Source organism: Aureimonas sp. SK2, from assembly GCF_029813115.1.
Lineage (GTDB): Bacteria > Pseudomonadota > Alphaproteobacteria > Rhizobiales > Rhizobiaceae > Aureimonas.
Window position 1 is genome coordinate 33,525 of sequence record NZ_JAPZDS010000003.1, and the last position, 23,583, is coordinate 57,107.

The following is a 23,583-nucleotide window of genomic DNA, read 5'->3' on the forward strand; positions in this document are numbered from 1 at the left end:
CCATTCTTCTGCAAGCCGAGGGCACGACCATGTCTCGAATGATCCGCACCGCGTTCGCCTTGGCCATCGTGACCGCCGTGCCGGCGGCCGCGCAGGAAACCGCCCCGGCGGCCCCTGCACCCTATCAGGCGCCGGCCGCGTCAGCCGCCTCTGCGGCGCCGGCCGAGCCCGCCGCGCCGGCTCCGGAGGCGCCGCCCGCCGCACCGCCCGCTTCGTCCGCTGCCACGGTGGAGCAGAATGCCGATGTGATGGCGGCCATCGCCGGCCTGTCACCGCTGATCGGCGACGTGCAGATCGTCGGCCCCTGGGCGGACGGCGAGCGCAACGGCGTCTGGCGTACGATCATGACCCAAGCGATGGGCGAGACCAAGGGTAGCCGCTTCTTCTTCCAGCAGGTGCAGGAGCAGGACGGCAAGCCGGTGGTGATCGCGAGCACCGAGGTCACCGAGATCGCCGAAGTGAACGGCGCGATCGTCGGCTATCGCGCGGATGCGCCGGCCGAGGGCCAGGAAAGCAACCTCACGCTGTTCTTCGACATCGTGCCGCTCGATGGCGAGATTTCCGAGACCTACGAACTCTTCGTCGCGCCCGGCCAGCCCTATCGCTTCGGCCCGGCGTCCAACTGAGCTTTCGCCGCCCACGGCGGGCAGCAGAACCGGATGCTGCCGCTCTCGCGCTGCCAATAACTCGGCGCTGAAAGTCGATGCGTAGATTCGCCGCCGCCGAATTAGTCTTCGGCGGCGGATAACAAGCGCGCGCAATTGTTCTCTGGTTGACAGAGCGGACTTGGAAGCCTATCGCCCCCTAGGGGATACGAAGCTCCTTCGGACTTGCTCCCAAGTCCGGCAGCAAGAGACATCCGATTTCATGCCCTTTTCCGATCTTGGTCTGAGTGCGAAGGTTCTGTCCGCCGTCGAGGCGGCCGGTTACAGCGAGCCGACGCCGATCCAGGCACAAGCGATCCCGCATGCGCTCCAGCGGCGGGACGTCCTGGGAATCGCGCAGACCGGAACGGGCAAGACGGCATCCTTCGTGCTGCCGATGCTCACGCTTCTCGAGCAGGGCCGCGCCCGCGCCCGCATGCCGCGCACGCTCATCATCGAGCCGACGCGCGAGCTGGCGGCGCAGGTCGAGGAGAGCTTCGTCAAGTACGGCGTCAACCAGCGCCTGAACGTCGCGCTCCTGATCGGCGGCGTGTCCTTCGAGGAGCAGAACAAGAAGCTGGAGCGCGGCGTAGACGTCCTGATCGCGACGCCCGGCCGCCTGCTCGATCATTTCGAGCGCGGCCGCCTCTTGATGACCGGCGTCGAGATCCTCGTCATCGACGAGGCCGACCGCATGCTCGACATGGGCTTCATCCCGGACATCGAGCGCATCTGCAAGATGATCCCCTTCACGCGCCAGACGCTCTTCTTCTCGGCCACCATGCCGCCCGAAATTACGCGCCTCGCCGACCAGTTCCTGCAGAATCCGGTCCGCGTCGAGGTCGCCAAGGCGTCCTCCACGGCGCTCACCGTCGAGCAGCGCCTCGTCGCCACCCGCAAGGAAGACTACGAGAAGCGCGAGACGCTGCGCCGTGTCATCCGCGACCAGGGCGACGAGCTGACCAACGCCATCATCTTCTGCAACCGCAAGCGCGACGTGTCGCTCCTGTTCCGCTCGCTGGAGAAGCACGGCTTCTCCGTCGGCGCCCTGCACGGCGACATGGACCAACGCGCCCGCACCATGACGCTCCAGGCCTTCCGCGACAACAAGCTGACGCTTCTCGTCGCGTCCGACGTCGCCGCGCGGGGCCTCGACATTCCGATGGTGAGCCACGTCTTCAACTTCGACGTGCCGATCCACGCGGAGGACTATGTCCACCGCATCGGCCGCACCGGCCGCGCGGGTCGCTCGGGCAAGGCCTTCACGCTCGTCTCGAAGGCCGACAAGAAGTATCTCGACGCGATCGAGACCATGATCGGCAAACAGATCGAGTGGCTCGACGGCGACGTCTCGTCCCTGCCCGCGGTCGAGGAATCGGACGAGAAGCCGGCCGAGCGTCGTCGCGGCTCCAGCCGTCGGGGTAGCGGCGAGACGGAGGGGCGCCGGTCGTCCTCTCGCTCTGGCCGGACCTCGCGTCGCGGCCGCGAGACCGCCGTGGAGGCGATCGTGGACGACGAGAGCGGAAACAACGTGGAAGAGGCGGCGACCGACCTCCTGGCGGCCATTCCGCATGCGGAGCCGGCCAAGCGCGCGGAGCCCCGCGAGGAGGCCCGCCCGGCACCCCGCCGCAACGAGCGCGACCGTCCGCAGAACAACGGCCGCCGCTCGTCCGAGCGCGGCGGCTCCGGCCGCGAGGAGCCCTCGCCTGTCGGCTTCGGCGACGAAATCCCCGCCTTCATGCTGATCCGCACCAGCGCCTGACGCGTCTTAGATATCGTCTTCCAGACGAGCCGCCGTGCCCCTTTTGCGGGCCGGCGGCTTTTTCATGCCGTGGCGGATAGCCGCCTCCACCGCCAGCCGCGCCCAGTCGGCCATGAGATCCGGATCGTCAAAAGCCTCGTCGGGCAGCGTGTGATAGGGCATCGCGACCGGCGTGCGCCCTTCGCGCTGATAGGTCCAGCGCCGCCCGCCAGCCGCCTCGAAGCGTGCCGCGGTCTCGGCGTCTGTCTTCAACAGGAGTTCGTCGTCAAGGACCACGGCGACGATCCGCCCCTCGGCATAGATGCCCTTGCCGCCGAACATGCGGCGGATCGAGATCGGCTGGAGGGACGCGAAAAGCTCGTGGAGCGTCTCGTCGTCCACGGGCGGGTCAGGCCGCCGAGCGTGCCGCCGCGACCGCCGCGCCGTCGGCGGGTTTCAGCTCGATCGATTCGCCGCAGCCGCAGGCCGAGGTCTGGTTCGGGTTGGTGAAGGTGAAGCCCGAACGCAGCGTCGTCTCCTCGTAGTCCATCCGCGTTCCCAAGAGGAACAGGACGGCTTCGGGCGCGACGAAGACCTTGGCGCCCGCGTGCTCCACCAGGTCCTCGCCGGGCTTCGGCTCGGTCACGAGGTCGATCGTGTATTCCATGCCCGCGCAGCCGCCCTTCTTCACGCCGACGCGGATGCCCTGTGCGTCCCCGCCCCGCGCGTCCACGATCGCGCGAACGCGCTCGGCGGCGGCGTCGGACAGGGAGAGAACGGAGAAGCGGCCCATGGAAGGCTCCTCGAATGCGGTCTATGCTCGGAATTTGGGACGGCCGGCGCGTTTGCGCAAGCCGCCGGGGCGATCAGAACCAGCCGACTGCCACCTGTGCTTCCTCGCTCATGCGCTCGGGCGTCCAGGGCGGATCGAAGACGAGCTCGACCTTGACGACCTGGATGCCTTCCACCGAGCCGACGGCGTTCTCCACCCAGCCCGGCATCTCGCCGGCCACCGGGCAACCCGGCGCCGTCAGCGTCATGTCGATGTCGACATTGCGATCGTCGTCGATGTCGATCTTGTAGATCAGGCCGAGTTCGTAGATGTCGGCTGGGATCTCGGGATCGTAGACGGTTTTCAGCGCGGCGACGATGTCGTCGGTCAGGCGCGCCAGTTCGTCCGCGGGAATCGCGGATTCTTTTGCGGCGCCCGCCGTCTCGATATTGGCGCCGACGCGTTCGGCTTCCGTCGTCTCTGGCGGCTTGTCGGCCACCGTGTCGTGTGTGTCGGCCATCAGATGGCTCCTCAGGCGAAGAAGCGGCGCGCTTTTTCCAGCGCTTCGGCCAGGCGGTCCACCTCGGCCATCGTGTTGTACATGCCGAACGAAGCGCGGCAAGTCGAGGTTGCGCCGAAGCGCTTGAGCAGCGGCTGCGCGCAGTGCGTGCCGGCGCGCACGGCGACGCCCTCGCGGTCGATCACCATCGACACGTCGTGGGCGTGGATGCCCTCCAGGTCGAAGGCGACGATCGCCCCCTTGCCCGGCGCTTCGCCGTAGATGCGCAGCGAGTTGATGTCCTTCAAGCGGCGATGGGCATAGTCGCGCAATGCCTCTTCATGCGCCGCGATCTTCTCGCGTCCGACCGCGCGCATGTAGTCCAGCGCGGCACCAAGGCCGATTGCCTGCACGATCGGGGGCGTGCCGGCCTCGAAGCGGTGCGGCGGGGCGTTGTAGGTCACGCCCTCTTCGCTCACCTCAACGATCATCTCGCCGCCGCCGTTGAAGGGCTGCATCCGGTCGAGCATGTCGAACTTGCCGTAGAGGACGCCGATGCCGGTCGGTCCGTAGACCTTGTGCCCGGTGAAGACGTAGAAGTCGCAGCCGATATCCTGCACATCCACCGGCAGGTGGACGGCGCCCTGGCTGCCGTCGATCAGCACCGGAATCCCGCGCGAATGCGCCAGTTCCGTCACCGCCTTGGCCGGTGTCACGGTGCCGAGCACGTTCGACATATGCGTGAAGGCGACGAGCTTGGTGCGCAGCGTGATCGCCTTCTCGAAGTCTTCCAGCGCGATCGAGCCGTCGTCCGCCACCGGCACGAAGACGAGCTTGGCGCCCTTGCGCTCGCGCAGGAAGTGCCAAGGCACGATGTTGGAATGGTGCTCCATCACGGTGAGCACGATTTCGTCGCCCTCGCCGATCTCCTTCATCCCGTAGCCGTAGGCGACGAGATTGATCGATTCGGTGGCCGAGCGCGTAAAGATGATCTCGTCGTGGCTCTTGGCGTTGAGAAAGGCGCGCACCGTCTCGCGTGCCGCCTCGAAGTCCTCCGTCGCCTTGTTCGACAGGAAATGAAGGCCGCGATGCACGTTCGAATAGGTGTTCGCGTAGGCGGCCTGGATGACGTCCAGCACTCGGGCCGGCTTCTGCGCCGAGGCGCCGTTGTCGAGATAGACCAGCGGCTTGCCGTGGACCTCCCGTGCGAGAATCGGAAAGTCGCGACGGATCGCCTCGACGTCGTAGCGCTCGGTCGGCAGGGTCTGAATGTTCATCGGTCCGCTCTCCGGGTTCCCGGCGTCTCGCCGGCTCGGACGCTCACGCGGGATCAGCGATCCCGCGCCAGCCAGTCGTCGATCCGCGCTTCCAGCGCCTCGACCACGGCCTCGTCCTCCAGGTCTTCCACCACCTCGTCGACGAAGGCCTTCACGAGAAGCGCCCGCGCGGGGGCCTCGGGAATGCCGCGGCTCATGAGGTAGAAGAGGTGATCGGCGTTGATCTCGCCGGCCGTCGCGCCGTGGCCGCACTGCACGTCGTCGGCGAAGATCTCGAGCTCGGGCTTGGCCGAGAAGTCGCCGTCGTCGGCCAGGAGCAGCGTGTTGCAGGCGAGGCGCGCGTCGGTCTTCTGCGCGCCCTTGGCGACGCGGATCATGCCCTGGAACACGCCGTGCCCGCCGAACACGACGTTTCGGAAGATTTCCGTCGAGGTCGTATGCGCGACATTGTGGTTCAGCGTCGTGGTGACGTCCACGTGCTGCCCGGCCTCCAGAAGGTTCACGCCGCGGATCTGGATGTCGGCGCCCTCGCCGACCGTTTCCGCGTGCACCTCCTGGCGGACCACGGCACCGCCGGCGTTGAGCACGAAGAGCTTGAGCTTGGCGTCGGCCCCGAGCCGCACGTTGAGCTGGCCGAGATGCGTCTCGGCCGTGCCCTTCTCCTGCACCACGATCCACAGCGCTTCGGCGCCGTCGCCGATGTCGAGATGGTGGACGGCAGACGACAGATCGCCCGCCGCGCCCGCCGGCGCGCGCTCGACCAGCGTCGCACGCGCGCCCGCACCGACTTCCACGGTGGAGAAGGCGTGGCTGCCGCCGGCACCCGGCTGCGCGCGAAGCTCGGTTACGCTTTCCGCGCCGTCCGTCTTGGTCACGCGGATGCGCGAGCCCTTGGCGCCCATCGCCGTGTTGACGAGGCGCACCGTATCCACCGCGCGGTCGAGATGGTTCGCCACATGGTCGAAGGCAAGCGGTTCGTCGGTCGTCTCGACGGAAACGCCCGGCGCGGGATCGTTGCCGGCGCCCGCCGTCCCGAGTTCCACCACCACGCTATGCGGCAGGAAGGGTGTCAGGAAGGTCGGCTCGCCCCGCTCCGTTCCCGCCTCGACCTGACGGCCAAGAAGGACACGCAGGTCCGTGTAGTGCCAGGCTTCGACGCGGCGGCTCGGCAGGCCCTCGGCGGCCAGGACGTCGAGCGCGCGGCGCTGCGCGTCGGTGGCCACCGCCGTTTGTCCGCGCTCGATCAGCGCCAGTTCCGCCTTGGTGCGGGGCTGGGTGACAGCCGACATCACGCCGCCTCGCCGATGATCTGGGCGTAGCCCTCATTCTCGAGCTGCAGCGCCAGCGACTTGTCGCCCGACTTGATGATACGGCCCTTGTAGAGGACGTGGACCTTATCCGGCACGATATAGTCGAGCAGGCGCTGGTAGTGCGTGATGACGAGGAAGGAGCGGTCCGGCCCGCGCAGCGCGTTGACGCCGTCGGCCACGATTTTCAGAGCGTCGATGTCGAGGCCGGAATCGGTCTCGTCCATGACGCAGAGCTTGGGTTCCAGGAGCGCCATCTGGAGGATTTCGGCGCGCTTCTTCTCGCCGCCGGAGAAGCCGACGTTCAGCGGGCGCTTCAGCATGTCGGCTTCGATCTTGAGATCGGCCGCCGAGGCCTTCACGCGGCGCATGAACTCGGGTGTCGTCAGTTCGCCCTCGCCGCGCGCCTTGCGCTGCGAGTTGAGCGCCGTCTTGAGGAAGGTCATCGTCGCGACACCGGGGATTTCCAGCGGATACTGGAAGGCCAGGAACACGCCCGACGCCGCCCGCTCGGCCGCGTCCATCTCCAGGATCGACTCGCCGTTGTAGAGAATGTCGCCCTCGGTGACCTCGTAGTCCTCGCGGCCGGCGATGATGTAGGACAGGGTGGACTTGCCCGACCCGTTCGGCCCCATGATCGCCGCCACCTCGCCGTCCGCGACCGTCAGGTCGAGACCGCGCAGGATTTCGGTGTCGGTGTCCGCCACGCGGGCGTGCAGGTTTCTGATTTCCAGCATCTTCGTTCTTCTAAGCGTTGGTCGGCGCCACGACGGGCGCGGTCGGGTAAAGGCGATGGGGAAAGCGTCGGTCTTAGCCAACGCTACCTTCGAGTGAGATGCCGATCAGCTTCTGCGCTTCCACCGCGAACTCCATCGGGAGCTGCTGGATCACGTCCTTGACGAAGCCGTTGACGATCAGCGCCACGGCCTCCTCCTCGGGGATGCCGCGCTGCATGCAGTAGAAGAGCTGATCCTCGGAGATCTTCGAGGTCGTCGCCTCGTGCTCGAACTGCGCCGTCGCGTTCTTCGCCTCGATGTAGGGCACGGTGTGCGCGCCGCACTCCTCGCCGATCAGCAGCGAGTCGCATTGCGTGAAGTTGCGCGCGTTCGCCGCCTTGCGCATGGCTGTAACCTGGCCGCGATAGGTGTTGTTGGAGTTGCCGGCCGAGATGCCCTTTGAGATGATCCGGCTCGACGTGTTCTTGCCGATGTGGATCATCTTGGTGCCCGAGTCGATCTGCTGACGCCCGTTGGACACCGCGATCGAATAGAACTCGCCGCGCGAGCCGTCGCCGCGCAGGATGCAGGACGGGTACTTCCAAGTGATGGCCGATCCCGTCTCCACCTGCGTCCAAGAGATGCGCGAGTTCGCGCCGCGGCAGTCGCCGCGCTTGGTGACGAAGTTGTAGATGCCGCCCTTGCCCTCCTTGTCGCCCGGATACCAGTTCTGGACGGTGGAGTACTTGATCTCGGCGTCATCCAGCGCGACCAGCTCGACCACGGCTGCGTGAAGCTGGTTCTCGTCGCGCTGCGGCGCCGTGCAGCCTTCGAGATAGGAGACGTAGGAGCCCTTGTCGGCGATGATCAGCGTGCGCTCGAACTGGCCGGTGTTGCGCTCGTTGATGCGGAAATAGGTGGACAGCTCCATCGGGCAGCGCACGCCCGGCGGCACGTAGACGAACGACCCGTCGGTGAAGACGGCCGAGTTCATCGTGGCGAAGAAGTTGTCGGACACAGGGACCACCGAGCCGAGGTACTTCTGCACCAGCTCGGGATGCTCGCGGATGGCTTCTGAGATCGGCATGAAGATCACACCGGCCTTCGAGAGCTCCTTCTTGAAGGTCGTCGCGACCGAGACCGAATCGAACACGGCATCGACGGCCACGCGGCCACCGTAGCTGCCCTCGGAGGGCGGCACGCCGGAATCGTCCTCGCTGTCGAACTGCGAGGGCTCGTCGGCCCGTCGCACGCCGGCCAGGATTTCCTGTTCCTTCAGCGGGATGCCGAGCTTCTCGTAGGTGCGCAAAATCTCCGGATCCACCTCGTCCAGCGAGGCCGGTCCGGACATCGACTTCGGCGCGGCGTAGTAGTGGATGTCCTGGAAATCGATCGGCGGATAGTCGAGGCGCGCCCAGGACGGGCTCTCCATCGACTTCCAGCGCTCGAACGCGTCAAGACGCCACTGCAGCATCCATTCCGGCTCGTTCTTCTTGGCCGAGATCAGACGGATCGTGTCTTCGTTCAGCCCCTTCGGGGCGACGTCCATCTCGATGACGGTCTCGAAACCGTACTTGTACTGATCGACGTCGATCTGGCGGACCTGATCGATCGTCTCCTGGACTGCTGGCATCGTCTTTCTCCACACTCGCCGGAGTCAAGGTCCGGTGGTTGGCTTGTGCCCTGCCCTATAGCGGCAGTTCACAACGGTTCAAATGGGGGTCCGGCCTCAAAAGTTGAAGGCGCCGGACCAGATTAGATTCCGTCCGTCAGGCGACCCGTCGTGCAGGCTCTGCCGCGCCCGTCCGCTCCCAGAAGGCGCGAAATGCCGCAAGGAACCGGTCTATCGAGGCCTCGTCCGTCCGGGGTCCGAAACTGACGCGCAGTCCGCCCATGTCGGGATCGATAGCTGCCCCGGCACGCGCCATGGCGTCCAGCACGACCGACCCGCCGACCTTGCCGGACGAACAGGCCGAGCCTGCCGAAACGGCGATGCCCGCCAGGTCCATGGCGATCTGGGCGGTTTCGGCGCGCAGGGCCGGATGATGCAGCATTGCGGTCTGCGGCAGTCGCTCCGCGCCGCCGCCGAGCACCGAGAAGTCGGGCGACAGCGCGAGGACGCCTCTCTCCAGCCGCTCGCGAAGCCCGCGCAGGCGGTCGCTGTCGTCGATCGACCGGGCGGCCGCCATCGCCGCGGCTCCGAAGCCTGCGATCAGAGCCGTCGCTTCCGTGCCGGCCCGCTGCCGCGTTTCCTGCGCGCCGCCGGTCAGGAGCGGCGCCGGGCGCTGGCCCGTGGATCGTAGAACGAAGGCGCCGACGCCCTTCGGACCGCCGAGCTTGTGCGCCGAAAGAATCAGCGCGTCGGCTCCGATCGCCGCCGCGTTCAGCGGAAGCCGCCCGGCCATCTGGACGGCATCGCAAACCACGAGCGAGCCGGCGGCATGGGCGCGCTCGACGATCGCGCGCATCGGCTGGAGAACGCCCGTCTCGCTGTTGGCGGCACAGACGGCGACGACCCCGGGCGGGCCGGCCTCCAGCCAGGCGTCCAACGCGCAGAGGTCGAGAACACCGTCCGCCTTCACGGGCAGGCGCGTCACGCTGTCCGCCTGGAAGCGTCCGCCTTCGCGGATGCAGGGATGATCCGTATTCAGAACCGCCAGCCGGGCGAAGTTCGCCTCGCGGCCGTCTCGTGTCCAATGCGGCGTCAGGCAGGTGGCGGCGGCTTCGGTCGCGCCGCTGGTGAAGACGACGGTGTCCGGTTCGGCACCGACGAGGCCGGCCACGTCCGCGCGCGCGCGCGCCACGAGCGAGCGCACGGCCCGCCCCTCCGCGTGAACCGACGACGGGTTGCCCTCGACCGCCAGCGCGGCGACGATCGCGTCCCGCGCCTCGGGCAGGAGCGGCGCGCTCGCATTGTGATCCAAGTAAAGACGCGTCTCTCGCAACAGCCGGCCTTCGTGATTTTCCGATTGGCCCGTCGAGGGTTCGCTGGAGAGCCGACGCTCGAAAATGTTTGTATTCGGAGCGCTCGGCGGACTACATAGCGCCCCTATAGGACCCGTGTAGTTTTGAATCGTTCTAACCAAGAACTTTAAGAGGCTGCCCATTCCCCGTCAAGGTGCCCGGCCTCGCCGGATGCCTCTGCCCTCCTCGAGGTTTTGCAATGCCCGAAGTCATCTTCAACGGACCGGCCGGCCGCCTGGAAGGTCGCTATCAGGCGGCGAAGGAGAAGAACGCGCCGATCGCGATCGTTCTGCATCCCCATCCCCGCTTCGGCGGCACGATGAACAACCAGATCGTCTACCAGCTCTTCTACATGTTCGTGGAGCGCGGCTTCACGACGCTGCGCTTCAACTTCCGGGGCATCGGGCGCAGCCAGGGCGAGTTCGACCACGGCGCGGGCGAGCTGTCGGACGCGGCGGCCGCGCTCGACTGGATCCAGGCTTTGCACCCCGATTCCAAGCATTGCTGGGTCGCGGGCTACTCGTTCGGCGCCTGGATCGGCATGCAGCTCCTGATGCGCCGGCCGGAAATCGAGGGCTTCATGTCCATCGCCCCGCAGCCGAACTCCTACGACTTCTCGTTCCTGGCGCCCTGCCCCTCGTCCGGCCTGATCATCCACGGCGACAAGGACAAGGTGGCACCGCCCAAGGATGTCCAGGGCCTGGTCGACAAGCTGAAGACCCAGAAGGGCATCATGATCACGCAGAAGACGCTGGCCGGCGCCAACCACTTCTTCTCGGAGCAGACCGAGGAGCTGATGGCCGAGTGCGCCGAGTATCTCGACCGCCGCCTCGCGGGCGAGCTCTCCGACGCCCGCCCCAAGCGCCTGAAGTAAGATCGATCGTCGGCGGCCGCGCGAGGGCGCGCCGCCGCCCTCCCGACGGAACAGTTTCCATGAGCCGCTTCAAATCCGACTTCCTGCGCGTTCTCGACGAGCGTGGATTCATCCATCAGATCTCCGATCCCGAAGGGCTGGACGCTCTCGCGCACAAGGGCCGGATCACCGGCTATGTCGGCTACGACGCGACCGCGACCTCGATCCACATCGGCAACCTGATCTCGGTCACGATGCTCTACTGGCTCCAGGAAACGGGCCACCAGGCGATCAGCCTCATGGGCGGCGGCACGTCGATGGTGGGCGACCCGTCCTTCCGCGATAGCCAGCGCGGCATGCTGACGCCCGAGCAGATCCAGACCAATATCGACGGCATCCAGCGCGTCTTCGGCAACATCCTGCGCTATGACGGGCCGAACCCGGCCATCATGGTCAACAATGCCGACTGGCTGCTGAAGCTCAACTATGTCGAGTTCCTGCGCGACGTCGGCCGGCATTTCTCGGTCAACCGGATGCTGAGCTTCGATTCGGTGAAGCTGCGACTCGATCGCGAGCAGTCGCTGAGCTTCCTCGAATTCAACTACATGATCATGCAGGGCTACGATTTCACGGAGCTCAACCGGCGCTACGGCACGGTCCTGCAGATGGGCGGCTCCGACCAGTGGGGCAACATCATCAACGGCGTCGATCTCAGCCACCGCATGGGCGGTCCGCAGCTCTACGCGCTGACGACGCCGCTCCTCACCAAGTCCTCCGGCGAGAAGATGGGCAAGTCGGCGTCCGGGGCCGTCTGGCTCAACGGCGACCTCTTCTCCCCTTACGACTTCTGGCAGTACTGGCGGAACACCGAGGACGCCGACGTCGGCCGCTTCCTCAAGATCTTCACGCGCCTGCCGCTGGACGAGATCGCGCGGCTCGCGGCACTCGGCGGTGCCGAGATCAACGAGGCGAAGAAGGTTCTCGCCACGGAGGCGACCGCCATCGTCCACGGACGCACGGCCGCGACCCAGGCCGAAGAGACCGCCCGCACGACCTTCGAGCAAGGCGCGCTGGCCGATACGCTGCCGACGGTGCTTCTGCCGAAAGCCGAGCTCCAGGCCGGCGTCGGCATCCTGTCGCTCGTCGTCAAGGCGGGCCTTGCCGCGTCCAACGGCGAAGCGCGGCGCCATGTCGCGGGCGGCGCCGTGCGCCTCAACGACCAGCCGGTCTCGGACGAGCGCCTCACCGTCGACGCCTCCGCGCTTAGCGAGGGTGTCGCCAAGCTCTCGCTCGGCAAGAAGCGCCACGTTCTCGTCAAGGCCTTCGACTGAGGTCAGTCGAAAGCGAAGATCTGCCGGAAGATGCCCGGCGCGATGGCCGAGATCGGGTTCACCACCAGCGTCGGCGAGGCCATCGCCCCGCTGAGGCGGTAGGTGATCCCGATCAGCCCGCCTTCCTGCCCGTTGCCGAGGATCTGGCCGAGGATCGGGATCGCGCCGAACACTCGGTTGATCCCGTAGGCCGGCATGAACGATCCGGACACATCGATCTGACCGCTCGGATCGTAAACCACCCCGGCGAAGCTCGATCCGAAGATCGGGCCTCGGACGATGCCTTCAGCTACTCGCAGCGTTCCCCGATCGTAGGCAAGCTTGGCCGAGGCGTGGTCGAAGAAGGCGCGTTCGGTGCGCAGCTCCTGCCCGATCGCCTGCGACAGGCTCGCGGTGCCGGGCGCCGGTGACGAGCCCACGATGCGCGACAGGCGCGGCTCGTCCACCAGGTTGAAGTTCGTCAGCTTCAGCTCCCCCGCATAACCGGCGTCCGGTGACCCGGTGAGGGACAAGGTGCCCTGCCCGCCCTCCATGTGGCCGTAGAGCCCCGCGAAGCCGAGAAGACCGCCCACGTCCTGCGACGCGATGCGGATACGGCGTCCCTGGTCGCGCGGAGCGAGATCGCCGACCACGTTCGCTCCGCCGATCGAGCCGCCGAGCGCCAGCGCCGCCATTCGCCCGTCGGCCGACGCGTAGTTGAGCGAGAACCCGTCGATGCCGCGGCCGTTGAACCCGTCAAGCCGGCCGACATCGAGCGTCACGTCGAACGTGCCGCCGCCGACGCGGCCCTTCTTATCCTGGCCGACGCCGGCCTTGATCTCCGCCAGGATCGGCCGGGCGTCGAAGCGATCGCCGCTCACCTGGATGCCGAATCCGTCGCCGTGCCGCTCCACGTCCACCGCGACGGAATCGCCGGGGTTGAGCGCGACGCGGCTGAGGGCGGCCTTGCGCAGGCCGCGCTTGTCTACCGCGATCGTCCCGCTGGCCCGAAACCCGTCGCCCTTCAGATCGAGATCGCGAAGCTCCGTCACGTCGCCGTCGCGGCGCAGCGTGAAGGTCAGGTCCGCCGGAATGCCCGCGCCCTTCTTCCAGGCGACGGCGGGCAGGTCGAGCGTCGTCTGGCCGAGGTCGACGCTGGCGCGCATGCCGTCGGCGTCGTCGGTCACCCGCGCCGCCATAGGCCCCTTGATCACGCCGTCCAGCGCCGGGACGAGCTCCACGACCTTCGCCGAGGGCACCTTCAGGTCTGCCTCGATGCTGCGGGTGCCGACCGGGGTCTCGCCGAAGGGCAGCGCGAAGCTGAGCTTGGCCGGGATGCCGTCCAGCGTCCCGTCGAACGACCCGCTCGCTTGGCCGGGAATGGCATGGAACAGCCCGTCGAGACCGGAAAGCTGGCGCCCTTCGACGGGTTGCCCCGGATCGACGCCATCGAGATCGGCCTCGACGCTCCAGGTCTCGACCTGGCGGTCGCGGGGAATGTCGTCGCCCAGCCGCAGGGTCGCTCCGACCCTGGCGCTCGCCTTTCCCTTGAAGGGATCGATCTGGAGCGGCACGTTTCGGAAGGCATGGATGGGATCGCGATCGGCGATCGCGAGCAGCTGCGCCACCTCTCCGGAGGCCTGGAGATCCAGCACCAGGCCGAGGTCACGCGGATTGCCGTCCGCCGGGCGTTGCAGGACCAGTGTCGACGGCTGGATCGCGACGCCTTCCAGCCCCTCCACCGACGCCCGTTCGAGCGAGACTTCCGTGCGGATGCCGCGCACGGTGATGGTGCCGTCCGCGCCTCGAATATGCGGAAGGTCGCCCACCGTGGAGAGCGAAACGCCGCGCACGGGAATGTCGAGCTGCAGTTCGGTTTCGCCCGGGGTTCCGCCGATCTTGAACGCGTCGTGGATCCGGTCGCGCACGAGGTCGACCGCGATGGTGCCCATCGGCACCTCGCCCTCGTTCGACAGGTGCGCCAGCACCCATTTGCGCGCCTTGCCCGAGATGTTGAACGGCCAGAAGGCCTTGACCGAAGCGGCTGGAAGCGAAGTCGCCCGGAGGTTCAGGAAGGTCCGCGCGTCGGGTGCCGACCCGTCCCAGCCGGCGCTTCCCTCCAGCGTGCCTCCGCCTGCCGTCAGATGCGCGGAGGTCAGCTCCAGCCTCTTGGCGACTGGGGCGATCCGCCCCGAGAGTTCGAGGTCGGCGACCTGGGGCTTCGCCTCGGACCCGTCTTCCTGGCCGACGAGCGAGCGGATCGCGGGCGCGGCCAGTCGGAAGCCGAAGACAGGCGGCTCGCCCGGCGCGTTGCGATTGGTTTGCTCCACCGATCCCGACAGTTCGAAGGCCACGTCCCGGAAGCGGAACGGGCTCGGCTCGACGACCAGGCGCTCGTCGCCCTGGCGATAGGTCAGGTCGAGCTGGCCGCTCTCGATCCGCGTGCGGTTCAGCCCGAGCTGGAGGTCGCCGGCTCCCACATGGGCACTGGCGCGCAGGGTCGGCAGATCATCCGCGCCGGCACGGTCGAGCGACAGGTCGAACCAGGTCTCGGAATCGCTGCCGAAGGGCCGCTCGTCCTTCTCGTCGGCCGCATCGGCGGGCGGCAGGACCGCGCCGAGATCGATGCGGCCGGAACTGACGGCGAGGCGCGTCAAGCGGCTCGTGTCCTCGTCGAACTCGGCCGTTCCCGAAATCAGCAGCGGCATGCCGCCGGTTTCGACATTGGTCACGAGGCGCAACGTTCCGTCGAGCGCACGGTGCAGTTCGGCATGCCGGAGGGTGAGGTCGGACCACCGTCCTGCCGTGCCCGGCAAGCCGACGACCCGGATGTCCTGGAGGCTCAGCGTATCGAAATGGAAGGCCTGCAGGGCCTGCAGCTGCCGCTCCAGGGCGCCGACACCCTTGTCGATGGTCTGCGCCAGTACCGATCCGCCGGACGGCGCCGCCGCCTCGCCGCCGCTCGGCACCGGCGGTTGCGGCCGGCTTCCGGCGAAAGCCGCGAGGTTGAGGTCGGCACCGGCGATCTCCAACCGGCCGAATTCGAGCGAGCCGCCCACCAGCGGCATCAGCCGCAGCGCGACCGAGACCCGTTCGACCCGCGACTTGCTGTTCGGATCGTCTGTCCGTTGCAAGGCGGCATCGTACCAGTTGAGCGCCAGCGTGCCGTCGCCTCGGAATTCGAGCTGCTGGCGGCCGAGCGTCGCCTCGTAGCGGGGGCCGAGCAGACGCGAGAGCGCGGCCGTCGTCTGGGCCTGGACGAATCGCTCGCCCGGCTCCGTGCCGAGCAGGAACACGAGTCCACCGATGCCCACGACGAGCAGCAGGAACACGAAGCTGAGGATCGCACCGACGAGACGGGTGATTCTTCTCATCAGGTCCGATCGTTTCCCGAGTGGTGGAGGGCGCGCAGGGCTATGAACCCATCAAAGCCGCAACATTGCGGCCATAGCTTGCCTTCGACTTGCCGGCGCTATGATAGAGGGCGATTAAAGCGCGGACACCGGGCTCACGGGGCGGGCGGATCGCGGAAGCCGCAAGGAGGGCAGCATGGCGACGTTGACGGCGGGACAGGCATTTCCGAACTTCAACCTTCCAGCCGACGACGGAAGCCATGTCTCGGACGATCGATTGAAGGGAAAGCCCTTCGTCCTGTTCTTCTACCCCAAGGACGACACGTCCGGCTGCACGCTGGAGGCGCTCGACTTCACCGCTCTGGCCAAGGACTTCGCGGCTGTCGGGGTTCCCGTCTACGGCGTCTCGCCGGACCCAGTCGCCAAGCACTGCAAGTTCCGGGACAAGCACGGCCTCCAGGTGCCGCTTCTCGCCGACGAGGAGCATGCCCTTCTGGAAGCCGTTGGCGTCTGGGTCCAGAAGAGCATGTACGGCAAGACCTACTTGGGCGTCGAACGCACCACTGTCCTGGTGGACGCCGAGGGCCGCATCCACCGCGTCTGGCCCAAGGTGAAGGTGGACGGGCACGCGAAGGAAGTGCTCGCGGAGGCCCGCCAGCTCGCGGGTGCGAAAGCTTGAGCCGACTGACGACGCCGACGCTTCGCGGCCTCGCCATCGAGGCGCTGCGCGAGCCCGACCTCGACGAGAAGCGGCGGTTGACGCGGCTTGCCGGCGAGCGCTGGGCCGCGCGCACGCTCGGCCTGTCCGCACCCTCCGACCCGCCCCTGCCCGCGCGGCCCGGCCGCCCGGTTGAGCCGCCGCTCGTATCGCCGCGGCATGTGCCGCGCCGCTCGGCCCATACGGTCGAAGGGCGCATCGCCATGATCCACGCGCTCGCCCATATCGAGCTCAACGCCATCGACCTCGCGCTCGACATCGTGGCCCGCTTCTGCGGCCAGCCCGTGCCGCGCTCGTTCTTCGACGGCTGGATGATGGTGGCGACCGACGAGGCGCGGCACTTCGGCCTCCTGGAGGACCGCCTCCACCGCCTCGGCTCGCGCTACGGCGCCATGCCCGCCCACGACGGCCTATGGCAGGCGGTGGAGGTCACCGCCCACGACCTCGCTGCCCGTCTCGCCGTGGTGCCGCTGATTCTCGAAGCGCGCGGTCTCGACGTGACGCCCTCGCTCCTCGCCAAGCTTCACGAGGTGGGCGACCCCGAAACGGCGGCTATCCTCGAGGTCATCTACAACGACGAGAAACGCCACGTCGCGGTCGGCGCCAAGTGGTTCCGCTTCCTGTGCGCGCGCCAGCGCATCGATCCGGCGCGCCGATTCCAGGAACTGGTGCGCGAGTGCTTCCGGGGCGAGGTCAAGGCGCCTTTCAACGACCGCGCCCGCGCCGAAGCCGGCCTCACCCCGACCTTCTACCGCAGCCTCTCCTCGCTCTCGCAGTAGCCGGCGCGCGCCGCTAACGCGCCCTTAACCTTAACGGTTTCTAATTCCTCTCCATGGCCGACGACCCGGCCGGCGTGGAGCGGGTGCATGAGTTCGCAGCTTCGCGGCTCGGTTTTCGGAAACCGGGCCAGATCCCATACGATCGTCATCGCCCGCGGCGAGCGCGTGCGTCACTGGACCGTGCCGTCCTGGCTTCTCGGCACGATCGCCGTGGGTGCGGTGGTCACGGTGATCGGCGGCGTCGGGGCCGTGGGCCTATCGCTGTCCGGCGACAGCGTCGTGCGCATGATGATCGACCGCGAAATCCGCGCCACCAACACCTATGAAAAGCGCATCAGCGGGCTGCGCCAGGAGCTCGACCGGCTCACCACCCGCCAGCACATCGAGCGCGAGCAGATCGCCAAGCAGCTCGAATCGCTCCTGTCGCAGCAGGCGCAGCTCGTCGGCCGCTTCGAGAAGCTGGAGCCGCTGCTCGACCAGGCGGCGAGCGAAGGCCTGATCGACGCGGCAAGCAACGGTTCGACCAAGCCCCAGACCGGCTCTCGAAGCGTTTTGGACAGCATCGGCGAGATCTTCACGCCGCTGAAGACGACAAAGGCCGACCCCGTCGATCATATCCGCGACGTCGTCCTCCCTTCGATCCGCGAAAGCGTCGGCCTCGTGGAAGGCCAGCAGGTGGCTGGCATCGCCAAGCTCTCGCAGGACGCGGCCGAGCGCGTCGATCGGATGAGCGAGCTCCTGCGGCCGCTGGGACTGGAGACCGGCGAAGGCGGCATCTTCGTCCCGCCGCCGGCGGACGCCTCGTTCGACGCCCAGATCCGGCAGCTCGGCGACATGCTCTCGCGCATGGACGACCTGCGCGGCGCAGCCGAGCGTCTACCCCTTGGTGATCCGAAGCCGGAAGGCACCGTGCGCACCTCCACCTTCGGCCTGCGCACAGATCCGTTTCTGGGGCGCGAGGCGCTCCACACGGGCATCGACTTCGCCGGCGCGTCAGGCACGCCCATCCGCGCCACCGGCGAAGGGCGCGTGGTCTCGGCCGGCGACCAGGGCGGCTACGGCCTGGCCGTCGAGATCGACCATGGCAACGGCCTCACCTCCCGCTTCGCCCACATGTCGCGCATCGACGTCAGCGTCGGCCAAACGGTGCAGCCGGGCATGCGCCTCGGACTCATCGGCTCGACCGGCCGCAGCACCGGCCCGCACCTTCACTACGAGGTCCGCGTCAACGGCGAGCCGGTCAACCCACAGCGCTACATCGACGCCGGCCACCGCTGGGCCGCTCTTTGAACGTCTCCCAAACGAAGAAGGGCCGCCCGGCGACGGCCGGCCCTTCTTCGTTGCGGCTTTCAACTTGAGAGTCAGTCGACGTCGCTGACCTCGACGTCCCCGCCGAACACGCGCTGCGCCAACGCCGCCTCGATGAAGCCGTCGATCTTGCCGTCCAGGACGTCGTCCGGAGCGGTGCTTTCGACGCCCGTCCGCAGGTCCTTGACCATCTGGTAGGGCTGGAGGACGTAGGAGCGGATCTGGTGGCCCCAGCCGATGTCGGTCTTGGACGCGGCCTCGGCGTTGGCCTTCTCCTCGCGCTTCTTCAGCTCCTCCTCGTAGAGCCGCGCGCGCAGCATGTTCCATGCCGTGGCGCGGTTCTTGTGCTGCGAGCGCTCGCTCTGGCACTGGACCACGATGCCGGTCGCCAGATGCGTGATGCGCACCGCCGAATCGGTCGTGTTGACGTGCTGGCCGCCCGCGCCCGAAGCGCGATATGTGTCGATGCGCACGTCGCCTTCGCTGACGTCCACCTCGATCGAATCGTCGACCACCGGGTAAACCCAGACCGAGGCGAAGGACGTGTGCCGCCGCGCCTGACTGTCGTAGGGCGAGATGCGCACGAGCCGGTGAACGCCCGATTCCACCTTCATCTTGCCGTAGGCGTTGTGGCCTTTCAGCAGGATGGTGGCGGACTTGATGCCGGCCTCTTCGCCGGAGTTCTGCTCCAGCACCTCGACCTTCATCTTCGCGCGCTCGCCCCAGCGCATGTACATGCGCAGCAGCATCGACGCCCAGTCCTGGCTTTCCGTGCCGCCGGCGCCCGAGTGGATTTCCACATAGGTGTCGTTGGCGTCGGCCTCGCCCGAGAGCAGGGTCTCGATCTGGCGCTCCGCGACGTCCTTTTCCAGGCCGCGGATGGCGTTCTCCGCCTCCGTTACGACCTCGGCGTCGCCCTCCTCCTCGCCCATGGCGATGAGTTCGATATTGTCCTGAAGGCTCTGCTCCAGCGCGCGGATGCCGGTGATGGCGGTCTCCAGGCGCTGGCGCTCCTTCATCAGGCGCTGGGCCTCGGCGGGATCGTTCCAGAGGGACGGATCCTCGGCGGCCGCGTTCAGGCGATCGAGTTCTCGGACCGATTGATCCCAGTCAAAGATGCCTCCTCAGCAGGCTTACGGCCTGCTTGATGTCGGAGACAATGGATTCGATTTCGGCACGCATGCCGGCATTCCCCTCGTAACGGTCTTGGGTGAGTGGCGCGGACCATAGGGACGGCACGCCGGGCTGTAAAGCGGATCGGCCCCGGACGGATGGAGCCGCCGGGGCCGGTAAATGAACGGTCGGCGAAGAGCCGGAGCGTCAGAACAAGCCGCCGGCCCCGCTCGCGATCGCCTGCGCGGCTTCGGGCGAGATCGCCTGTTCGGCCGGCGCGCTGGCATAGGTTCCGCCGATGACCTGATACTGGTCCGACGGGCCGGTGCCCGGCTTGAAGGCCTCGATGATCGAGCCCTCGGCGCCGGGCGCCGCGGCCATGCCGGTCGAGCGGTTCACCGCCACCTGCGTCATGCCGTCGGGGATGCGGAAGTCCACCACCGGCTTGCCGGCCAGCGCCTGCTTCATGAACTCGTTGAACACCGGCGCCGCGAAGCCGCCGCCCGTCTGGCCGTGGCCGAGCGGCTCGGGGTTGTCGTAGCCGAGATAGACGCCGGTCACGAGGTTCGGCGTGAAGCCGACGAACCAGGCGTCCTTCTCGTCGTTGGTGGTGCCGGTCTTGCCGGCCACGGGTACGCCGAGCTCCCGCACGACAGTGGCCGTCCCGCGCTGGACGACACCTTCCATCATCGAGGTGATCTGGTAGGCCGTCATCGGGTCGAGCACCTGCTGGCGCTCGTCCACGAGCTCGGGCTCGCTCTGACCGTCCCAGGCGGCGGCGTTGCAGCTTTCGCACTTGCGGTTGTCGTGGCGGTAGACCGTGCGCCCGTAGCGATCCTGCACGCGGTCGATCACCGACGGGTCGATGGAGCGGCCCCCGTTGGCCATGACCGAATAGGCCGTGACCATGCGCATGACGGTCGTCTCGCCCGAGCCCAGCGCCATCGGCAGATAGGGCGCCATCTTGTCGTAGACGCCGAAGCGCTCGGCATATTCGGCGACGAGCTTCATGCCCATATCGTCGGCGAGGCGCACGGTCATCAGGTTGCGGCTCTTCTCGATGCCGAGCCGCAGTGTCGAAGGGCCGGCCGCTTCGCCGCCGTAGTTCTTCGGCTCCCAGAAGCCGCCGCGACCGTCGGGGATCGAGACCGGCGCGTCGAGGATCACCGATGCCGGGGTATAGCCGTTGTCGAGCGCCGCGGCGTAGACGATGGGCTTGAAGGATGAGCCGGGCTGGCGCATCGCCTGCGTCGCGCGGTTGAACTCCGACTGGGCGTAGGAGAAGCCGCCGACCATGGCCAGCACGCGGCCCGTATGCGGGTCCATGGCCACCAGCGCGCCCTGCACCTTCGGCGGCTGGCGCAGCACGTAGCCCTCGCCGTTCGCCTTGGGCTCGACATAGACCACGTCGCCGCGCGCCAGGACCTGGTCGACCGCCTTCGCCGTGCTGCGCTTGCCGTCGCGGTCCTGCCGCATGGCCCACTTCATGTCGGACAGGTTCAGGGTCGCGATGTCGCGCTCGGGGCCGCGACGGCCCGAAATCTCGCGCTTGGGCTGCAGACCGATGCTGGCCGAGTTGTCGTCGGCCGACAGGACCACGGCGAGGCGCCATTCCGGCACGTCGGCATAGGGCTCGATCTTGTTGAGGGCCGGCCCCCAGTCGCCGGCCAGTTCGATCGACTCGACCGGACCACGATAGCCGCGCGTCTGGTCGTACTGCACCAGCGCGTGCTGCAGCGAGGTGCGCGCCTCGACCTGCATCTGCGGATCGAGCGTCGAGCGAACGGACAGCCCGCCCTCGTAGAGCGCGTCCACGCCGTAGCGCGCGATAACCTGACGCCGCACTTCTTCCGTGAAGTACTCGGCGGAGGCGAGATAGGTGCCGCCCGGGCGCGGGTTCACGCCAAGCGGCTTGGCGATCGCCTCCAGCGCCTCGTCCTGCGTGATGTAGCCGTTCTCGGCCATGCGCTGGATCACCCAGTTGCGGCGGCCGATCGCCTCGTCCGGGCTGCGGAACGGGTTGTAGTTCTCCGGCGCCTTGGGCAACGCGGCGAGATAGGCCGCTTCCTGGATCTCCAGCTCGTTCACCGACTTGTCGAAATAGGCGAGCGAGGCGGCGGCGACGCCGTAGGAGCCCATGCCGAGATAGATTTCGTTGAGATAGAGCTCGAGGATGCGGTCCTTGGAATAGGCCTGCTCGATGCGCAGCGAGAGGATCGCCTCCTTCACCTTGCGCTCCATCGAGCGCTCGTTGGTGAGGAGGAAGTTCTTGGCGACCTGCTGCGTGATGGTCGAGCCGCCTTGCATCGGGCCGCCGCGCACGTAGAGAAGCGCCGCGCGACCGATTCCTTCGAGGTCGATGCCGGGATGGTTGTAGAAGTTCTTGTCCTCGGCCGAGAGGAACGCGCTCTTCAGCCGCTGCGGGATGGCCTGGATCGGCAGGTAGAGCCGCCGCTGCTTGGCATATTCGGCCATGAGCGCGCCGTCGGAGGCGTGGATGCGCGTCGTGACCGGCGGCTCGTAGCGCTCCAGCACCTGATAGTCCGGCAGGTCCTGGCTCATGTCCGCCACGTACCAGGCGACGCCGCCGGCGACGATCAGCGCGAACACGGTTCCGATGCCGAACAGGTAGCCGAGAAGTCTGATCATCGTCTCTCCATGGGCCGCCGTCTGCACGGCGCCCGAACTGCCGTTCGGCATGGTCGGCCCGGCAAGGCGGGATCGACCCGCATCGCGCGAATTCCTAACGCATCGTGCATGCGCGGAGAATGCGGCGGACGGATGGTCGGGGGCCCTTGCCGATGCGACTGTTGCGCCCGTGCAACGATCTCTGCGTCAGCGGCTCTTGGCGAAGTCGGCGATCGAATGGGCGAGGATCCCGGCCAGACGCTTCTGCCAGCGTTCCGAGGTCAGGTCCTTCTCGTCGTCGGGATTGGAGAGATAGCCCATTTCCAGAAGGATGGAGGGCACGTCGGGCGCTCGCAGCACCCGAAAGCCCGCCGACCGCTTCGGGTTGTTGATCAGCCGGATCTGGCCGTTGCGCAGGTCCGTCACCAGCCGAAGGGCGAAATGCTCCGACAGGCCCTCGGTCTCGCGCCGGACGAGGTCGACGAGAATGTCGTGGATCTCCGGCGCGTCCTGGTCCCATTCCGGTCCGGCGAAGCGGTCCGACGAGTTTTCCGAGTCGGCGATTTCGCGCGACAGGCTGTCCGAGGCCTTCTCGGACAGGGTGTAGACCGTCGCGCCGCGCAGGTCCCGGTAGCGGATCGAATCGGCGTGCAGCGAAAGCATGAGATTGGCGCCCGCCCGCCGGGCGATCGCCGCGCGCTCGTTGAGCGGAATAAACGTGTCGTCCTCCCGCGTCATGAGTACCTTCACTTCCGGATACTCGGCCAGCGCGTCGCGCAGGGCGATCCCGAAGGCGAGATTGACTGTCTTTTCCTCCGTGCCCTTCTCGCCGGTCGCGCCGTTGTCGATCCCGCCGTGGCCGGGGTCGAGCACGACGACGAATTGCGGCCGGGCGCTGACCTTGGCGCTCGCCTCGATCTTCCGGGTCGTCGTCGCCGCGGCGGCGGCGAAGGCCGCGTCGTCGCCGGGCATCAGCCGCAGCCCGACGCGCGATCCGGTGGCCTGCGGCGTCACGGTCAGCTCGGGCCGCGCGGCGCCGGTGAGTGTCAGGATCAGACGGTAGCGGTCCGCGCCGATCAGGCCGTGGCGCATGTCCTTGACCAGCTTGTCGCCCTTCAGCTCCGGAAGCTTGGCGGCCGCCAGCGTGGCGTCGAAGTCCAGCGCGACGCGATAGGGATGGCGCAGGAGCACGAGAGCGGGCTTGGCCGGGCCCGCCACGTCGATGTCGAGCCCGAAGGCGCTTGCGTCGTCGGCCTTGGCGATTGCCGTGACGATCGACGGATCATCCGCCAGCGCCCGCCCCTGCGGCAGGCAGAAAAGCGCGAGCGCGAGCGCGAGGACGGCGAATCGGAAGGCGGAGGTGATGCGGTCGGGACGTCGGGTCACTGGGCGGCGGCCGTCGAAGGATGGAGGTTTCGTGACGAGGAACCGACCACGAGAGCGGCAAACCGGGACGCTGCCGCTTCGAAAGGCTTTCCCCTTGTTTGCGCGACTATAGCGCCTTACAAGCTTAATTGAGGCTCTCGCGTCATCAGAGCGGGTGCGTCGTCGATTTCATCGTCCCATTGGGCCGACCTCCTCGACCGTCGCACAATCCGCCC

Annotated in this window: 19 protein-coding genes; 7 read left to right on the forward strand and 12 right to left on the reverse strand. The window is 67.6% G+C overall.

Annotated elements, in window-relative coordinates:
- The first annotated feature begins 38 nt into the window (after positions 1–38).
- Positions 39–626 (forward strand): hypothetical protein, encoded by a 588-nt coding sequence (locus O5O54_RS04920; protein ID WP_279479500.1) that lies wholly within the window; start codon positions 39–41, stop codon positions 624–626.
- A gap of 241 nt (positions 627–867) precedes the next feature.
- Positions 868–2,406: a DEAD/DEAH box helicase gene (locus tag O5O54_RS04925; protein WP_279479503.1), complete on the forward strand. Its 1,539-nt coding sequence runs from the start codon at positions 868–870 to the stop codon at positions 2,404–2,406.
- 6 nt (positions 2,407–2,412) lie between these two features.
- Here the strand turns inward: O5O54_RS04925 and O5O54_RS04930 are convergent, their stop codons facing one another.
- From O5O54_RS04930 to O5O54_RS04965, 8 genes are all read right to left on the reverse strand, one after another.
- Positions 2,413–2,787: a TfoX/Sxy family protein gene (locus O5O54_RS04930; RefSeq protein WP_279479504.1), complete on the reverse strand. Its 375-nt coding sequence runs from the start codon at positions 2,785–2,787 to the stop codon at positions 2,413–2,415.
- A 7-nt stretch (positions 2,788–2,794) separates the two neighbouring features.
- Entirely contained in the window at positions 2,795–3,178 is a 384-nt protein-coding gene (gene sufA, locus O5O54_RS04935) for a Fe-S cluster assembly scaffold SufA (protein ID WP_279479506.1), read from the reverse strand.
- A gap of 73 nt (positions 3,179–3,251) precedes the next feature.
- Entirely contained in the window at positions 3,252–3,677 is a 426-nt protein-coding gene (locus tag O5O54_RS04940; protein ID WP_279479508.1) for an SUF system Fe-S cluster assembly protein, read from the reverse strand.
- 11 nt (positions 3,678–3,688) lie between these two features.
- The gene (locus tag O5O54_RS04945; protein WP_279479509.1) at positions 3,689–4,933 is read right to left on the reverse strand and encodes a cysteine desulfurase; all 1,245 of its coding nucleotides are present in this window, start codon (positions 4,931–4,933) and stop codon (positions 3,689–3,691) included.
- Positions 4,934–4,986: 53 nt separating this feature from the next.
- Positions 4,987–6,222, reverse strand: a complete 1,236-nt coding sequence (sufD, locus tag O5O54_RS04950; RefSeq protein WP_279479511.1) for a Fe-S cluster assembly protein SufD — start codon at positions 6,220–6,222, stop codon at positions 4,987–4,989.
- The gene (gene sufC, locus O5O54_RS04955; protein WP_279479512.1) at positions 6,222–6,977 is read right to left on the reverse strand and encodes a Fe-S cluster assembly ATPase SufC; all 756 of its coding nucleotides are present in this window, start codon (positions 6,975–6,977) and stop codon (positions 6,222–6,224) included. The genes sufD and sufC overlap by 1 nt, the downstream gene beginning before the upstream one ends.
- A 73-nt stretch (positions 6,978–7,050) precedes the next feature.
- Positions 7,051–8,589, reverse strand: coding sequence for a Fe-S cluster assembly protein SufB (sufB, locus tag O5O54_RS04960; RefSeq protein WP_279479516.1), 1,539 nt, complete (start codon positions 8,587–8,589; stop codon positions 7,051–7,053).
- Positions 8,590–8,725: 136 nt separating this feature from the next.
- Positions 8,726–9,880, reverse strand: coding sequence for a cysteine desulfurase family protein (locus O5O54_RS04965; RefSeq protein WP_279479518.1), 1,155 nt, complete (start codon positions 9,878–9,880; stop codon positions 8,726–8,728).
- A 239-nt stretch (positions 9,881–10,119) separates the two neighbouring features.
- Between O5O54_RS04965 and O5O54_RS04970 the strand changes: the two genes are divergently transcribed.
- Together O5O54_RS04970 and tyrS are read left to right on the forward strand one after the other, a co-directional pair.
- A complete protein-coding gene (locus tag O5O54_RS04970) occupies positions 10,120–10,794 on the forward strand; it encodes an alpha/beta hydrolase (protein WP_279479520.1) in 675 nt (224 codons plus the stop codon).
- A 59-nt stretch (positions 10,795–10,853) separates the two neighbouring features.
- Positions 10,854–12,104 carry a tyrosine--tRNA ligase gene (tyrS, locus tag O5O54_RS04975; protein ID WP_279479521.1) on the forward strand — a complete coding sequence of 417 codons (1,251 nt, stop codon included), beginning with the start codon at positions 10,854–10,856 and terminating at the stop codon, positions 12,102–12,104.
- A 2-nt stretch (positions 12,105–12,106) separates the two neighbouring features.
- Here the strand turns inward: tyrS and O5O54_RS04980 are convergent, their stop codons facing one another.
- Entirely contained in the window at positions 12,107–15,457 is a 3,351-nt protein-coding gene (locus O5O54_RS04980) for a hypothetical protein (RefSeq protein ID WP_279479523.1), read from the reverse strand.
- Between the two features lie 175 nt (positions 15,458–15,632).
- Here O5O54_RS04980 and O5O54_RS04985 point away from each other — a divergent pair, with 175 nt between their 5' ends.
- The 3 genes from O5O54_RS04985 (at position 15,633) to O5O54_RS04995 (ending at position 18,223) form a co-directional block, all read left to right on the forward strand.
- The gene (locus O5O54_RS04985; protein WP_279479526.1) at positions 15,633–16,115 is read left to right on the forward strand and encodes a peroxiredoxin; all 483 of its coding nucleotides are present in this window, start codon (positions 15,633–15,635) and stop codon (positions 16,113–16,115) included.
- The gene (locus O5O54_RS04990) at positions 16,112–16,933 is read left to right on the forward strand and encodes a ferritin-like domain-containing protein (protein WP_279479528.1); all 822 of its coding nucleotides are present in this window, start codon (positions 16,112–16,114) and stop codon (positions 16,931–16,933) included. Before O5O54_RS04985 ends, O5O54_RS04990 begins: the two co-directional genes overlap by 4 nt.
- Before the next feature lie 87 nt (positions 16,934–17,020).
- Positions 17,021–18,223 carry a M23 family metallopeptidase gene (locus O5O54_RS04995; protein WP_279479530.1) on the forward strand — a complete coding sequence of 401 codons (1,203 nt, stop codon included), beginning with the start codon at positions 17,021–17,023 and terminating at the stop codon, positions 18,221–18,223.
- 71 nt (positions 18,224–18,294) lie between these two features.
- Here the strand turns inward: O5O54_RS04995 and prfB are convergent.
- The 3 genes from prfB to O5O54_RS05010 form a co-directional block, all read right to left on the reverse strand.
- Positions 18,295–19,423, reverse strand: a protein-coding gene (gene prfB / locus O5O54_RS05000; RefSeq protein ID WP_279479532.1) for a peptide chain release factor 2 whose coding sequence is annotated in 2 segments (ribosomal slippage) — positions 18,295–19,353 and positions 19,355–19,423 — 1,128 coding nt in all. Because the reading frame shifts where the segments join, the coding sequence is not laid out codon by codon here.
- A gap of 138 nt (positions 19,424–19,561) precedes the next feature.
- Entirely contained in the window at positions 19,562–22,003 is a 2,442-nt protein-coding gene (locus O5O54_RS05005) for a penicillin-binding protein 1A (RefSeq protein WP_279479533.1), read from the reverse strand.
- A 186-nt stretch (positions 22,004–22,189) separates the two neighbouring features.
- The gene (locus tag O5O54_RS05010) at positions 22,190–23,368 is read right to left on the reverse strand and encodes an N-acetylmuramoyl-L-alanine amidase (RefSeq protein ID WP_279479535.1); all 1,179 of its coding nucleotides are present in this window, start codon (positions 23,366–23,368) and stop codon (positions 22,190–22,192) included.
- Positions 23,369–23,583 lie beyond the last annotated feature (215 nt).

Excerpts from the sequence above, each read along its gene's own strand:
- O5O54_RS04920 (WP_279479500.1), top strand. The coding sequence starts at position 39 with ATGATCCGCACCGCGTTCGCCTTGGCCATCGTGACCGCCGTGCCGGCG.
- O5O54_RS04925 (WP_279479503.1), top strand. The coding sequence starts at position 868 with ATGCCCTTTTCCGATCTTGGTCTGAGTGCGAAGGTTCTGTCCGCCGTC.
- sufA (WP_279479506.1), bottom strand. The coding sequence starts at position 3,178 with ATGGGCCGCTTCTCCGTTCTCTCCCTGTCCGACGCCGCCGCCGAGCGC.
- O5O54_RS04940 (WP_279479508.1), bottom strand. The coding sequence starts at position 3,677 with ATGGCCGACACACACGACACGGTGGCCGACAAGCCGCCAGAGACGACG.
- O5O54_RS04945 (WP_279479509.1), bottom strand. The coding sequence starts at position 4,933 with ATGAACATTCAGACCCTGCCGACCGAGCGCTACGACGTCGAGGCGATC.
- sufD (WP_279479511.1), bottom strand. The coding sequence starts at position 6,222 with ATGTCGGCTGTCACCCAGCCCCGCACCAAGGCGGAACTGGCGCTGATC.
- sufC (WP_279479512.1), bottom strand. The coding sequence starts at position 6,977 with ATGCTGGAAATCAGAAACCTGCACGCCCGCGTGGCGGACACCGACACC.
- sufB (WP_279479516.1), bottom strand. The coding sequence starts at position 8,589 with ATGCCAGCAGTCCAGGAGACGATCGATCAGGTCCGCCAGATCGACGTC.
- O5O54_RS04970 (WP_279479520.1), top strand. The coding sequence starts at position 10,120 with ATGCCCGAAGTCATCTTCAACGGACCGGCCGGCCGCCTGGAAGGTCGC.
- tyrS (WP_279479521.1), top strand. The coding sequence starts at position 10,854 with ATGAGCCGCTTCAAATCCGACTTCCTGCGCGTTCTCGACGAGCGTGGA.
- O5O54_RS04980 (WP_279479523.1), bottom strand. The coding sequence starts at position 15,457 with ATGAGAAGAATCACCCGTCTCGTCGGTGCGATCCTCAGCTTCGTGTTC.
- O5O54_RS04985 (WP_279479526.1), top strand. The coding sequence starts at position 15,633 with ATGGCGACGTTGACGGCGGGACAGGCATTTCCGAACTTCAACCTTCCA.
- O5O54_RS04995 (WP_279479530.1), top strand. The coding sequence starts at position 17,021 with ATGAGTTCGCAGCTTCGCGGCTCGGTTTTCGGAAACCGGGCCAGATCC.
- O5O54_RS05005 (WP_279479533.1), bottom strand. The coding sequence starts at position 22,003 with ATGATCAGACTTCTCGGCTACCTGTTCGGCATCGGAACCGTGTTCGCG.